Origin of the sequence: Leuconostoc sp. BM2 (assembly GCF_002095565.1) — a bacterium.
GTDB classification, from domain to species: Bacteria; Bacillota; Bacilli; order Lactobacillales; family Lactobacillaceae; genus Leuconostoc; species Leuconostoc falkenbergense.
In genome coordinates this window covers 1-13,922 of sequence record NZ_MOWQ01000001.1, presented here as the reverse complement: position 1 = coordinate 13,922, position 13,922 = coordinate 1, and the positions used below count along the sequence as shown (strand labels likewise).

The following is a 13,922-nucleotide window of genomic DNA, read 5'->3' as shown; positions in this document are numbered from 1 at the left end:
CATATCAAAAAATGGGGTCACTTAATATGTCGGATGATCAACGTCCAGAAAATCTCAATAGCGGAAATCGCGTCGATAAAATTAACGTCGATGGACAAATGTTGAGTGCTGAGGAAATTTTAGCTCGTGCACGTAAGCGTGTGCAGAACAAACAGTCACCATCACATTCCGGTGGAGTAGCCCCTCAGTCTCATCAAAAAATAGTCATGTCAAATGCTGATATTGCGTTATTAAAGCAAAAAAATGATCAGGCACGTAAGAAAATCATTCAAAAGAAGCCCAGTTTGACAGTAGCAGAGACTTCAAATACGCAATCACAACCTGTAACCCCTTCAGATACAGCTGCTGTCAGTGACAACCAAGCGACGTTAGTGAAAGGCTCCGCGTGGTTGTCAGTGGGTAACATGGTGTCACGTATTCTTGGTGCATTGTACATTTTGCCTTGGATGGCGATGTTGGGCGTGTACGGTAACCGAGCAAATGGTTTATTTACACAAGGCTATAATGTTTATGCTGTTTTTTTGGCCATTGCAACGTTTGGTATTCCAGCGGCCATTTCTAAAATTGTAGCGGAATTAGCTGCTAAACATGATATTTATCGTTCACGGCAACTCACACGTCAATCAATTTGGCTTGGGATTGGTTTAGGCATTCTCTTTGGCGCCATCTTATATATTGCGGCGCCATGGTTATCTAACGGTAATGCTAATGTAATACCAGTATTGCATTCGTTGGCGCCTGCAGTGGCAATTTTCCCGCTAATGTCGATGATTCGTGGTATTTTTCAAGGGCACCAATTAATGAGTGTGTCAGCGATGTCACAAGTTATTGAACAAATTGCTCGAGTCGCGTATATGCTTATCACAGCGGTCGTTATTCTAAAATCTAATCCTACAAATTGGACGGGTGTCGTCGTTCAATCAACCTTTGCAGCGTTTATCGGTGCTATTTTCAGTATGTTGGTTCTTATATGGGGCTGGGCCAGGTATCGTCACATTTTGGTGCAACCAATTGAAAATGCGCAACCGACACATCACGCCCCAACATTTGGTCTAGTTCTAAATATTTTAAGAGAATCATGGCCGTTTATTATTATTGGATCAGCTATTACGCTTTTCCAACTGGTTGATCAGTATTCTTTCTTTGATATTATGAACCATTTTTTTGCCAATTCTAATACTGAATTACTAAATCAGTTTGCTTTGTTCAGTGCTAATCCCAACAAACTGATCATGATTATTGTGCCTTTTTCAACTAGTATTGCGGCAACTGCCTTGCCTATGTTATCAGGTAGTAAAGCGACATTAACACATGCTGACATTCAAACTCAACTTAAGCAAGTTATGAAATTATTTGCTTTAATCATGTTGCCAAGTGCATTGGGAATGTATGCTGTTGCTGGACCGTTATATAAAATGTTTTATCCAATTGGGGCTTCAAATCAAGACGGTATCTATTTGTTACAATATTCGACTATTTTAGCCATTGCATTTAGTCTATTCATGTTACTATCTTTTGTGCTACAAGCATTATCAGAAGTGTCAATTGTGATGAAAGCTTTTATAGCAGGATTTGTAATTAAAATTGTTTTGCAAATACCGTTAATTCGTTTTTTTGAAGGAATGGGTGCTTTAATGGCTAGTGTCATTGGCATGGTTGTTGCAATCGCCTATATGCTTGATTTTTTGAAGTCAATGTACGGTGTTTCATTTAGTACAATCGGGCGCGAGCTATGGCGTATGTTTGTTGCGTCTGCTATGATGGCTGTAATTGCCAGACTAATTGTTTTCTTTTTCAGTAATTTTGTCTTCCCGATGGATACAAAGTTATCAGTAACGATTACAACGTTTGTTGCAGTATTCATCGGTGGCGCTATTCTGATTATGGCCTATATTCGTATTGGGGTGGCCGATGACTTATTAGGATCAAAGATGCGATTTGTGCCAAAAATATTACGTCCAAAGCGATGATTGTTCATCGTTTTTTTTATAACATAAAATATTCTAAAGATGGTATTTTTTAGACGTTATATACGGTATGCTAAAATTAGGTTTTAAACTATTGTTTCAACGGAGGCATATCAAATGACAGAATCACAAACTGTATTGCAGCCGGAATTAATTAATCGGCTTGATAGTAAGATAATGTATCTCGGACAGTTACAGTCCGCAATTATGGCTCATCAGTTGCCGCAAATTTATGAATTATTAGATTCTCAGCAATTTAATGAGCAAGTTCGACAAAGAGCGCATGCAGACAGTAACGCCAGCCTAGCACAGATGGTTGCTGATATTCACAATGAGTTAGCCACCTTTCTTGCGCCAGAATTGATTCACTATTTAAAGGTGCATTTTCAATTTCTAGAATTTGAAGCAATTGATGGTGAACCTGCAATTTATCAAGTTTTTATAGGTGATTGGTGGAACCATCGTCAAATTGGCACGCTTGATGTTTTGGCTTTGACCTTAGAGGTTGATCAAAAGATGATGTTGGCCTTGCACAATGTCTCGCAATTGCCAGATGGGGTGAACAATAACGATAATCAAGTCCGTGAAATTAAGCAAATCATGACGGGTTTGCAGGCGTTTTTAGATGATGAGACGAAGCGAAAACTTGAGGTTCAAGTGATTGAGGATCAATTGGCGCAATTGAAGGAAAATAAGTCTGGTTTACTGGGTCGTACCGATAAAAAAGCTCGTGAAGAACTTGAAAATAAACGTGAATTATTGCTTGCTTCTCAACAACGGGTACCTGAAGTCAAAGAGAAATTACAGTCTCATCAAGCTGAAATTTTAAAATTAGAAAAAGATGATGCGATTCATCACTTAGAGCTGGAACAAATTTTAACTTATTTTGAAAGTGTCAAAGCATTTGGTGAAAAGATTAGTCATCTTTATGTAGATTATTTAAACGCATTATTGCAGAAGAAGTGATATGACTTTCGATAATTTTGAGTATGCGCAACAATTAAAAAAAGATTTAATGGTGATGCAACGGTGGCAGGTATTAGTGGAAACATTGTCTCAAGCTGAAACAACAGCTGATATCTTAGAAGTCGTTAATAAAATCCTTGAATTTGATGTTCATGAAGCGACAATTCTTCGTGTTGCTAGTGAACATTGGTATCCAAGTACACATTGGGTGACACTTGCTTTTGCAAAGCTATCAAGCATGGCCTCTTTATCTGAGACAAGCGTCGTACTGCCTCAATTGCAAAAGGTTGCGGAGCTTCATTTTGCTGAGTTTCCAAATGCATCATTTCGATTCACAGCAGCGCCTTTGGTAGCGGGTGGTTATTACCTCGAAGAAATTTCGCAAAATTTGCGAATACTGTATTGGGATATGTCGCGTCGTCGCTTTTACCTTGATACCGACCAATTTGCACAATTGGTTCAGACAGAGGCATTACAGTTGGCCGGCTTGCCAGCCCTGAAATCGTTCCAACAGCGTTTGACAGGTATTGCCGAACAACTGAAAGAATTGGATTACGATGTAGATGTGATAGGGATTGACGCCAAGAATAACCTCGATTTGACCATGAGAGGTAAGGACCTACCGGTTGACGTTCTTGATAGTCTGTTTGTGGCGGCTGCAAAATAGCATTTTGTGTTAAAAAGCCATCAAGGACAAAAAACAGGTGCTACGCTAAAAATTGGAGATGTGACACTTGATATAATTCAAAATCGTGATGACAAGGGGCATAGTTTTTGGCATTATGATATCATAGATAATAACCAAGATGTGACACTGTATTCACTGATTCAACAATTGCCTTTTTTGGCACAATGGTACAATATGTGGATAGATCAGGTTGGTTTAAAAGATCATCGAGAAGTTTTTGTAGAATGAAAGGGAAATTATGACAATAATCATCGTAATAGTAGTTATAGCAGTCATTGCGTTAGCATGGATCGCTATATACAACGGTCTTGTGAAAGCTCGAATGCAAACGCAAGAATCGTGGAGCCAAATTGATGTGCAATTAAAGCGCCGAAATGATTTGATTCCTAATCTGGTTGAAACAGTTAAAGGATATGCCAAGCACGAAAGCGAGACATTAACTAAAGTAACACAGTTGCGTCAAGATGTTGCAGCGGCAACAACTCCAGCAGATAAAATGGCCGCCTCAAATCAATTAAGTGGTGTGTTATCTGGTTTCTTTGCCCGTGCTGAAGCTTATCCAGATTTAAAAGCCAATACTAATTTTAACAAGCTCCAAGAAGAGCTTACAAATACTGAGAACAAAATTGCTTATTCACGACAATTGTTTAACGCCACTACCGCCAACTACAATACAAGATTGCAATCATTTCCTACAAATATTGTCGCCGGTGTGCATCATTTCCAGCCTAGTGAGTTTTTGCAAGTGCCTGAAGCAGAGAAAGAAGTACCAACGGTTAAGTTTTAATGTTGTATCAGCAAATACAATCAAATAAACGACGTACCATTGTGTTATTAGTGGCTTTTTTTGTTCTGGTTGCGCTCGTGGGTGCAGCCGTGGGTTATCTATTGCTTGATTCTTTGGTTTATGGTGTTGTAGCTGCGATTATTATTGGTGCCGTTTACACAGCAATAATGATTAGTAATTCAACTGCTGTTGTGATGGCTATGAATCATGGTCAAGAAATAACGAATGCTGACCAACAACCAGAATTGTGGCATGCCGTAGAGGACATGGCAATGGTTGCACAAGTCCCTATGCCTAGAGTATTTGTGATTGCAGATGAAAGCCCCAATGCTTTTGCAACTGGTAATGACCCCAAACACGCGGCAGTAGCAGCAACAACAGGTCTTTTGCGTATAATGACGCGAAGCGAGTTGGAGGGTGTCATTGGGCATGAAATGAGTCATGTTCGTAATTATGATATTCGTATTTCTACAATAGCATTAGCACTTTCAGCCGCCATTACTTTGCTAACTAATATCGGTGGTAACTGGTGGTTTTGGGGGAGTGGGGAACGGCGCAGAGACAATGATCGCAACAATAGCGGTGGCTTGCAGGCAATTCTGATGATATTTTCGATTCTGATGATGGTACTCGCGCCACTAGCTGCGGTAGCCGTACAAATGGCTATTTCTCGAAATAGAGAATATCTTGCTGATGCCGGTAGTGTTGAGTTGACACGAAATCCACAGGGATTGATATCAGCTTTGCGTAAATTAGGCGGTGCAGAACCAATGCAAGATGTTGATCCATCGTCAGCAGCGCTGTATATTAGTAACCCTTTAAAAAATAAAGAACATTTATTCGATACGCATCCACCAATTGAAGAACGGATTGCACGGTTGGAAAAAATGTAATCTTTTCGAAAGCGTCCATTTCATGGATGCTTTTTTTTGATGTAATGTGGTAAAGTTTGCTTTTATATTATTTAAAAAGAATATAAACTGATTATAGTTCGTAAAAAAAGTTATTTTACAACTTTTATGAAAATAATATACGTAAAATGCTTTACATTCGTATTGCAAATATGGTTAAATATAAAAGTAACAAATTCAGAATATAACACAGGAGAAAGAATCCAATGGAAAATAAATGGCTACGAGCAGCCTTACCGGCACTTCTAATTCATGGCAGTATTGGTACTGTCTATGCATGGAGTGTTTTTAAACAGTCAGTCGCTGATTATATTGGTGCCAGTGTGCCTGATGTGGAATGGGCATTTTCCATCGCGATATTATTTTTAGGACTTTCGGCTGCCGTACTGGGACATTATGTCGAAAAAAATATTAAACGATCGGCCTTATTAGCAACGTTATTTTTTGTTGCAGGTATGTTAGGAACTGGTTTCAGTATTCAACAACGGTCATTAATCGGTATTTATATTTTTTATGGGATTGTCATGGGTATTGGATTAGGAATTGGGTATCTAACCCCAGTTAAAAATTTAATGTTGTGGTTTAAAGATAATAAGGGATTGGGAACCGGCTTGGCGGTTGCTGGATTCGGTCTCGCTAAAATGGTGTTTTCACCGGTTATGATGACGCTGCAAAAATCTATCGGTTTATGGCAGATGTTTATCTTGTTATCAGTTGTTTTTGCACTTATGATGTTGATTGGTACGCTGCTGATTCATAAACCAATTGATTGGCAAGAGAAACCGCTACAAACACCATTTCAACCATTAAAATTAATGGGGAACATGACATTTGTTGGAATTTGGTTGATGTTTTATCTGAATATAACGGCTGGTTTAGCGATTATTTCCCAAGAAAAAGATATTTTATCGAATTTGACGTTACAAAGTGGGAGTGCAGTATTCTCAATTGGTGCAATCACAACAATCTTGAGTATTGATGCTTTCTTCAATGCTTCAGGTCGAATTGGATTTGCGACATTATCTGATCGACTTAAAGATAGAAACAGTGTTTATCAGTTGATTTTTGGCATTTCAATCGTGATGTCATTGTTATCTTATTTTTTGCCTAGCGGTAACTTTTTAATGCCTGTTGTATTGGTTGGGACATTCTTTTTAATTAATGCTGGTTATGGTGGTGGCTTTTCTGCCTTGCCACCTCTACTAGCAGATCGCTTTGGTATGAAAGCAATCTCTAAAATCCATGGGTTAGCCCTCACTGCATGGGCAGCAGCTGGACTTTCTGGTAATCAGTTAGCGAGTTATATTGTGCACGTCTTAGGTATGCCATACCAAACTGTTTTTTTGGCAATTAGCATTTTGTATGTCATCGCCTATTTGATTTCACGATTTATGGTGAAACCAACCCAAATGTTAATCGTTTAGCGTTAAATATGTCTGAATTAATTCTACTTTCTGGTGACTAATTTCATTTAAAAAGCATACAAAACAAATACAATTTGATATGATTAGTAGGTAAGTGACCACGTATTTTAGGAGAATCATATCAATGACAAATATTCAATTTAATTGGCGAAAAATCTTTTTAACAGCTGTCGTATTTATTGCCAGTTCTATCATTCAAGTTATTTCATTGAACGCGTTTTTAATTCCTAATAATATTTTTTCAAGTGGCTTTAATGGTATTTCGCAGTTGCTATCGTTATTTGCGCAACATACTCTTCATATGAATGTTCAAACTGGAACGTTTATGATGGTATTTAACGTGCCAATCGGAATTGTTGGTTGGAAATTAATCGGTGGAAAGTTTACAATCTTAAGTTTTTTAAATGCCATATTTGTGTCAATTATTCAAATTTTAGCACCCACAAAAGCGTTGACGACTGATCCAATGCTGGCAGCATTATTTGGTGGATTGCTGTTAGGTGTTGCAATTGGTTTAGCGATGCGATACGGTTTTTCGACTGGTGGTATGGACATTGTTGCAATGGTTGTTCAAAAGCGAACCGGTAAGTCTGTGGGCGCGTTAATGAATATTATTAACTGTGTTGTGGTTATTGTTGCCGGTTTCTTCATTGGTTGGCAGAATGCCCTATTTACGTTAATTGGTATTTACGCAACAGGTCGAGTTGTGGATACTCTGTATACAGGATATCAGAAACTAACTGCGATGATTGTCACCGCAAAAGGGGATGACGTTGTAGAAGCGCTTCATAAGGATTTGATACGTGGTATTACTATCCTGCCCTCCAAAGGTGCTTACACAAAAAGAGAATCAACTACCTTGATGATGGTGATTTCTCGTTACGAATTATTTGAAATGCAAGAAATTGTCCATCGCGCTGATCCTAAGGCCTTTGTTAACTTATTGAACACAGTTAATGTTTCTGGTGAGTTTTTAGATTCTGACAGACAATTACAAATGAAAAAAGCTATTGCTGTTCCAAAAGTTGAAACGATTGAGGCACAGATTGAAGCAGAGAAACAATTAGAATCTCAACTTGAAAATGTGAACGATAATCAGGTAAAATAGATTTTAAATATTAAGGAGGGCTATTTATGCCTATCGTACAAGTTGAATTACTAGAAGGACGTTCACACGAACAACTCGCTAAAATGGTTAAAGATATTACCGATGTAATCGTTACGGATGCCGGGGCTTCACGCGAAGCAGTACATGTTATTTTAAGAGAAATGCCAAAAGATCATTACGCAGTCGGCGGTGTTCTTAAAAGTGACCAATAAGTTATTTAGCAAAACAACCCCTACGGGGTTGTTTTTTTTTCGTAATGTTATCAAAATGTGACAATTTGATGAAATAATCAATTTTTGGTATTTTCTTAAGGTTTTACATGATAAACTTAATATGTTAAGAGAAACTTAAGATTTGAGAATTTTATCAAAGTAGCTATGGCTACTTTGATATAGGCGGAAAGGGTGAATATATGGAACGTCTGGATAAAAAAATTATTGCTTCTGGCCTTGGTGTGCTCGGTCTTGTTGGCGTTGGTTCAAGTATCGTCAATGCTGACCAAGTAAAAAACGCAGTGGATAAAGCCGTAAGCTCAGTTGCTGAAGCAACTGGCTTAGCGCAATCGAATGAGGTCAGTTTGTCAAAGGCAAATTTGACGATTCCAAAAGATAAAGTGCTACATGTCAATACGCCAGCAGAAACAAAAGCTGCCCAAACCAATACTAAAAAGAAAGCAACGACATACCGTGTCAAAGCAGGTGATTCACTCTGGTCAATTGCTCAAGACCATAAAGTCAGTGTTGACGCATTAGTTGCCAACAACAATAATTCTGATTTGATTTCTGCTGGTCAAGTTTTGACGTTGCCGACAGATCAACCAGCAACTCAGAATGCTACGTCTGTAGCACCCGAAGTAGTTGAAACTGCTTCAACAGTTGGCAGTTCAGACAGCGCAATAGACACTAATGCTGGCAGCACAGAGATAGATTCGGCCAATGAGACGGATGGTACTGAGGCAAATGCTGATTCTGCTCAGGCAATATCAATGGTTACTTCGACAGCCAGTGCTGCACCGGTAACTCAAAATGTTTCAACTTCAAGCGCAGCTGCTCCGACATCAGTGGCTAGCGAGGCTACTCCAACGACACCTGTAACAGCTACTGAAAGTAGTGATGATACAGATGTGGTAACAACAGGCACATCGTCATCTGCTAATATACCAGATGCTAGCACAGTATCGGAATCTACTACATCGTCTGTTGTAAGTGAGGCAGGCCAAGACTCTACGGCTTCTGCAGCGCAAAGCTCAAGTGCTAGTGCTTCATCATCTGCATCACAGTCTGAGCAATCAGAGTCTGTGGCACCAGCAGCCAACCAAAACGTTACAACTGCTAGTGCTGCCATTGTTTCATTAGCTAAGCAGTTAGCAACTCAAAACATTCCCTACGTTTGGGCTGGTTATACACCCCAAACTGGTTTTGATTGCTCTGGTTTGGTCAGTTATGTATTCGAAAAGGCGGCTGGTATCTCGTTGCCACATTCATCCGTTTTACAGGAATCTTACACAAAAACAAAGGCAGTTTTACAAGCGCAGCCGGGTGATCTGCTGTTCTGGGGAACCAAAGGTGCTTCATATCACGTGGCCATTTATATTGGAGGAAATCAGTATGTTGCCGCACCGCAACCAGGTATGAACGTGCGTGTAGAAACAATTTCAGCTAATTTTATGCCTAGTTTTGCAGGTAGTATACAATAATTTACTCAAAAGCAACTGTTTGTTCTGATATAACCAGTTGCTTTTTCTCATAAAAGCGTGTAACATGAAACCAATAATTAAAACATTACTTTGCAGATATAGTGCTGGAAAATGGCCAGCAGTCTCTACCACGCACCAAATGACGTGACTATCCGCAAGTGTTTTTGACCGTTCAAAAGCATTTGTGGATCTGTGTATCCCAAGTGTTTTTTTATTTTTATTTTTTGGCGGATCTGTTGACAATTGTGTTGGCAAAAAGGCCTGATTAGCGAATGTATATCATGTCGATTTCTTAGTGTGTGTCACAATGAATGACGATGGGATTTACAAGTATAAATTTTTTTGGAGAATATGATGGAAAAGTTTAATTCAAAAGGTAAATTTGTCCCAATGGGATTAACGTTTGAAGATGTCAAGCTAGTGCCAGAGGAAAATTCGGCAGTTAAGGTCGATCAGGTTAATCTGGAAACCGAGTTGACACCAACGTTGAATTTACATATCCCACTGCTTTCGGCAGCGATGGATACTGTAACTGAGGCACGATTTGCCATTGAAATTGCTAAATTGGGTGGATTGGGTGTTATTCATAAGAATATGACGATTGCCCAACAGGCGGAGCAGGTGCTCCAAGTTAAGACAGCAAAATTTGAACGACAAGATTATCCCCAAGCTGCCGTGGATGCTAAAGGCCGTTTGCTAGTTGCTGGTGCAGTTGGTGTGACAAATGATACTGTTGATCGCGTTGCTGCTATGGCAGAAGCTGGTGTTGATGCCATTGTTTTAGATTCCGCTCATGGGCACTCAGAAGGTGTTTTGCGTAAGGTTTCAGAAGTTCGTAATGCCTTCCCAGAACTTAATATTATTGCTGGTAATATTGCGACGCGCGAAGGGGCTGCTGCCCTATATGATGCCGGAGCAGATGTTGTCAAAGTTGGTATTGGTCCTGGTTCAATTTGCACGACTCGAGTTGTAGCAGGTATTGGTGTACCGCAAATCTCTGCTGTACGTGAGGCCGCCAAAGAAGCCGCTTCGCGGGGGAAAAAAATCATAGCTGATGGTGGTGCCAAAACACCTGAAGATATTGTCAAAGCAATGGTTGCTGGTGGTAATGCTGTGATGTTGGGGTCAATGTTTTCTGGTACAGAAGAAACACCAGGCGATTCGTTTGAAGATAACGGATGCCTATACAAAAGTTATCGTGGTATGGGGTCGATTGCTGCTATGGAAAATGGCTCAAAAGATCGTTATTTTCAAGGCGAAGTTAATGAAGCAAATAAGATGGTGCCAGAAGGTATTGAAGCTAGAGTTGCCTATAAAGGCGCATTGGTTGATGTGTTAAATGGTATTTTGACAGGTATGCGTCAAGAAATGGCATCAGTAGGTGAATCAGCGGTAGCTGGACTAGTGGCAAATGATCATTTAGCAAAATCTACTCAAGCTGTTGATTTTGAAGCCATTTTGACACAAAAAGCACCCACTCTTTTTTAAATTAATCTTAGGAGAAATCATGTCTGAATCAACTCAATTTATTGGCCTAGGTTATGATCAAGCTTTACTTGTACCAGGCGCCTCAAATGTTTTACCACATACAGTCTCATTAACAAGTCAATTAGCACCAAATTTCAAATTAAATATACCACTAATTTCTGAAGCGTATGATTCTGAAACAGATGAACGGGTTGTACCAATTGCACTTAATGGTGGCTTGGGTATCTTTGTGCAACAAGAATCAGTGGATGAACAAGTTGAACTAGTCAAGTCAGCAAAATCTACTGTCATCGATGAACAAAAATTTCCAAATGCTTTGACAGATGATCAAGGAAAATTGGTTGTTGGTGCTGAAGTTTGGTTGGGTGCTGACGCTAGCAAGCGTGTAGACGCCTTGGTAAATGCTGGTGTGAACGCTATTTTCTTCTATTTACACGCTGATTTGGATGATAGTGTAATAACAATCATAAAGGCAACTAGACAAGCATATCCACAGTTGTTGGTAGCTGTTGGTGTTATAGAGGATCCAAATGTAGCTGCACAAATCTATGATTCTGGTGCCGACGCGGTTCTAGCAGGACGCTGTGTCAATTCATCCTTGCCAAATGATTTGACTTATCCATTTTTGACAGTGACGATGGGTATAGCAGATGTAGCATCTAATTATGACAACAAATCAGTCATTGCTGTTGGCGGTGTTCATTACTCTGGGGATGTCGTGAAAGCATTGGCTGCTGGTGCAGATGCAACGCTTGTTTCGGATCTTTTAAAAGGAGAAGTTCTGGAAGCAGATGGCTCGTTTAAGGGCGGTGATATGGCAATTGATGATGCCATCTTCCAAACTGATGGTGGCCTTCGGGCTGGTATGGGTTATACTGGGTCTGCAACAATTCAAGATTTAAAATTACATGCTAAGTTTGTGCAGATTACAGATAATGGCCTTCGTGAATCACATCCGCATGATGTTGAAATCACCAAGCAAGCCCCTAACTACGCGAAAGGATAATTCATGGCTGACGCACTAGATAAAGTTTTAGTTCTTGACTACGGTAGTCAATATAATCAACTCATTACTCGTCGTTTTCGAGAAATGGGTGTCTTTTCTGAATTAAAGTCACGAAAAATGACGGCTTCAGAAATTAGAGATTACAATCCAAAGGCAATTATTCTTTCTGGCGGTCCTAAATCCGTTTATGAAGAAAATGCTTTTACAATTGATAATGAAATATTTGAGTTAGGTGTCCCTGTTTTGGGTGTTTGTTATGGCATGCAATTAATGGCGCAAAACTTAGGTGGAAAAGTCGAAGCAAATCCAGGTAATGGTGAATTTGGGCAAACAATTTTAAATCATACTGAACACGCGGGGCGACTTTTGGCGAATACGCCAGTTTCACAGACGGTTCTGATGAGCCATTCTGATAATGTGACCGCATTGCCGGCAGGATTTGAAGTAATTGGTGGTTCGGACAAAACACCGATTGCAGCCATTGCTGATGAGAAGCGACGTCTCTATGGTGTCCAATTCCACGCCGAGACAACATTGTCGGAGAACGGAAAGCAAATCTTGCAGAACTTTGTTAAAGATATTGCTGGTGCGACGGCAAATTGGGACATGAGTGGGTTCATTGATGATCAAATTGCCAAAATTCGTGAAATCGTTGGTGATAAAAAAGTGCTACTTGGTTTGTCAGGTGGTGTTGATTCTTCCGTTGTTGGAGTTTTATTGCATCGTGCAATCGGGAATCAATTAACTTCCATTTTTGTAGATCATGGTTTGTTGCGTAAAAATGAAGCTGAACAAGTCATGTCCATGCTTGGTGGTAAATTTGGTCTGAATATTATCAAAGTTGATGCACAATCGCGTTTCTTGGACAAGTTAGCTGGTGTAACAGATCCGGAAAGAAAACGTAAAATTATTGGTAATGAGTTTATTCAAGTTTTCAATGATGAAGCTAAAAAACTTGATGGGATTGAGTTTTTAGCACAAGGCACACTGTATACAGATGTCATCGAGTCGGGTACAGATACTGCACAAACTATTAAGTCTCACCACAATGTTGGCGGGTTACCTGAAGACATGCAATTTAAGTTGATTGAACCTCTTAATACTTTATTCAAGGATGAAGTTCGTGAGTTAGGTGAAAAGTTGAATATGCCTCATGAAATGGTTTGGCGTCAACCTTTCCCAGGACCAGGGCTGGGTATCCGTATTCTTGGCGATATTACCGAAGATAAATTAGAAATTGTGCGTGATTCGGATTGGATTTTACGCGATGAAATTGCTAAAGCTGGTCTTGAAGGTGATATTTGGCAATATTTCACCGTATTAACTGGTGTCCGCTCGGTCGGTGTGATGGGTGATTACCGTACGTATGATTATACAATTGCTATTCGCGCAATCACATCTGTTGATGGTATGACGGCTGACTTTGCTCATATTCCGTGGGAATTACTTCAAAAAATCTCAGCACGAATCGTTAATGAAGTAGGACATATTAACCGTGTCGTGTATGATATTACCGCTAAGCCACCGGCAACTGTTGAGTGGGAATAACCCAACTAATCAAAACAAAAGTTTTTTACGTTTTAAATTTTTAAAAGCAAACATGGACAACATGTTTGCTTTTTATAGTTAATGAATATGCAATTTATCAATTAGGCAACATGATAATTAATCGATAACGATGAAATCTTGTCATTTTAATAGTGAGTATCAGCAAGAAAAGACGATATTTGAAAATTAAATGAGGCATGATATATGGTAGATTGTAAAATTAAACCGAACACTTGAATAAAAAAGCCGCAGCGCCTTTAATGGTAATTGTCTAAAACAACCATAAAGGAACTGCGACTCATGACTAGTTTATCATCTCAAGAACGCACTGTC

The 13,922-nt window shown here is 39.4% G+C and carries 11 protein-coding genes, 1 pseudogene and 1 riboswitch; all 12 genes and pseudogenes read left to right on the top strand.

The window, feature by feature from the left end; genetic code table 11:
• The first annotated feature begins 26 nt into the window (after positions 1 to 26).
• The gene (locus BMG01_RS00060) at positions 27 to 1,970 is read left to right on the top strand and encodes a polysaccharide biosynthesis protein (RefSeq protein ID WP_036067710.1); all 1,944 of its coding nucleotides are present in this window, start codon (positions 27 to 29) and stop codon (positions 1,968 to 1,970) included.
• Positions 1,971 to 2,084: 114 nt separating this feature from the next.
• Positions 2,085 to 2,933, top strand: coding sequence for a hypothetical protein (locus tag BMG01_RS00055; RefSeq protein WP_004913744.1), 849 nt, complete (start codon positions 2,085 to 2,087; stop codon positions 2,931 to 2,933).
• 1 nt (position 2,934) lies between these two features.
• A pseudogene (locus BMG01_RS00050) lies at positions 2,935 to 3,849 on the top strand (hypothetical protein).
• Between the two features lie 10 nt (positions 3,850 to 3,859).
• The gene (locus BMG01_RS00045) at positions 3,860 to 4,408 is read left to right on the top strand and encodes a LemA family protein (protein WP_036066952.1); all 549 of its coding nucleotides are present in this window, start codon (positions 3,860 to 3,862) and stop codon (positions 4,406 to 4,408) included.
• Positions 4,408 to 5,301, top strand: a complete 894-nt coding sequence (htpX, locus tag BMG01_RS00040; protein WP_004913735.1) for a zinc metalloprotease HtpX — start codon at positions 4,408 to 4,410, stop codon at positions 5,299 to 5,301. Before BMG01_RS00045 ends, htpX begins: the two co-directional genes overlap by 1 nt.
• 224 nt (positions 5,302 to 5,525) lie before the next feature.
• Entirely contained in the window at positions 5,526 to 6,743 is a 1,218-nt protein-coding gene (locus BMG01_RS00035; protein ID WP_004913732.1) for an OFA family MFS transporter, read from the top strand.
• A gap of 124 nt (positions 6,744 to 6,867) precedes the next feature.
• On the top strand, positions 6,868 to 7,851 hold the full coding sequence (locus BMG01_RS00030; protein ID WP_004913729.1) for a YitT family protein: 984 nt from the start codon (positions 6,868 to 6,870) through the stop codon (positions 7,849 to 7,851).
• 26 nt (positions 7,852 to 7,877) lie between these two features.
• Positions 7,878 to 8,063, top strand: coding sequence for a 2-hydroxymuconate tautomerase (locus BMG01_RS00025; protein ID WP_004913726.1), 186 nt, complete (start codon positions 7,878 to 7,880; stop codon positions 8,061 to 8,063).
• 200 nt (positions 8,064 to 8,263) lie between these two features.
• Entirely contained in the window at positions 8,264 to 9,547 is a 1,284-nt protein-coding gene (locus tag BMG01_RS00020) for a C40 family peptidase (RefSeq protein ID WP_004913724.1), read from the top strand.
• A gap of 74 nt (positions 9,548 to 9,621) precedes the next feature.
• Positions 9,622 to 9,718: riboswitch (purine riboswitch) on the top strand.
• Between the two features lie 183 nt (positions 9,719 to 9,901).
• Entirely contained in the window at positions 9,902 to 11,035 is a 1,134-nt protein-coding gene (locus BMG01_RS00015; RefSeq protein ID WP_004913721.1) for an IMP dehydrogenase, read from the top strand.
• Positions 11,036 to 11,054: 19 nt separating this feature from the next.
• The gene (locus BMG01_RS00010) at positions 11,055 to 12,041 is read left to right on the top strand and encodes an IMP dehydrogenase (RefSeq protein WP_004913718.1); all 987 of its coding nucleotides are present in this window, start codon (positions 11,055 to 11,057) and stop codon (positions 12,039 to 12,041) included.
• 3 nt (positions 12,042 to 12,044) lie between these two features.
• A complete protein-coding gene (guaA, locus tag BMG01_RS00005; protein WP_036067708.1) occupies positions 12,045 to 13,589 on the top strand; it encodes a glutamine-hydrolyzing GMP synthase in 1,545 nt (514 codons plus the stop codon).
• Positions 13,590 to 13,922: the final 333 nt, after the last annotated feature.

What these genes read in the sequence shown, in the direction of transcription:
- BMG01_RS00060 (WP_036067710.1), top strand. Translation starts at nt 27, where the DNA reads ATGTCGGATGATCAACGTCCAGAAAATCTCAATAGCGGAAATCGCGTC.
- BMG01_RS00055 (WP_004913744.1), top strand. Translation starts at nt 2,085, where the DNA reads ATGACAGAATCACAAACTGTATTGCAGCCGGAATTAATTAATCGGCTT.
- BMG01_RS00045 (WP_036066952.1), top strand. Translation starts at nt 3,860, where the DNA reads ATGACAATAATCATCGTAATAGTAGTTATAGCAGTCATTGCGTTAGCA.
- htpX (WP_004913735.1), top strand. Translation starts at nt 4,408, where the DNA reads ATGTTGTATCAGCAAATACAATCAAATAAACGACGTACCATTGTGTTA.
- BMG01_RS00035 (WP_004913732.1), top strand. Translation starts at nt 5,526, where the DNA reads ATGGAAAATAAATGGCTACGAGCAGCCTTACCGGCACTTCTAATTCAT.
- BMG01_RS00030 (WP_004913729.1), top strand. Translation starts at nt 6,868, where the DNA reads ATGACAAATATTCAATTTAATTGGCGAAAAATCTTTTTAACAGCTGTC.
- BMG01_RS00025 (WP_004913726.1), top strand. Translation starts at nt 7,878, where the DNA reads ATGCCTATCGTACAAGTTGAATTACTAGAAGGACGTTCACACGAACAA.
- BMG01_RS00020 (WP_004913724.1), top strand. Translation starts at nt 8,264, where the DNA reads ATGGAACGTCTGGATAAAAAAATTATTGCTTCTGGCCTTGGTGTGCTC.
- BMG01_RS00015 (WP_004913721.1), top strand. Translation starts at nt 9,902, where the DNA reads ATGGAAAAGTTTAATTCAAAAGGTAAATTTGTCCCAATGGGATTAACG.
- BMG01_RS00010 (WP_004913718.1), top strand. Translation starts at nt 11,055, where the DNA reads ATGTCTGAATCAACTCAATTTATTGGCCTAGGTTATGATCAAGCTTTA.
- guaA (WP_036067708.1), top strand. Translation starts at nt 12,045, where the DNA reads ATGGCTGACGCACTAGATAAAGTTTTAGTTCTTGACTACGGTAGTCAA.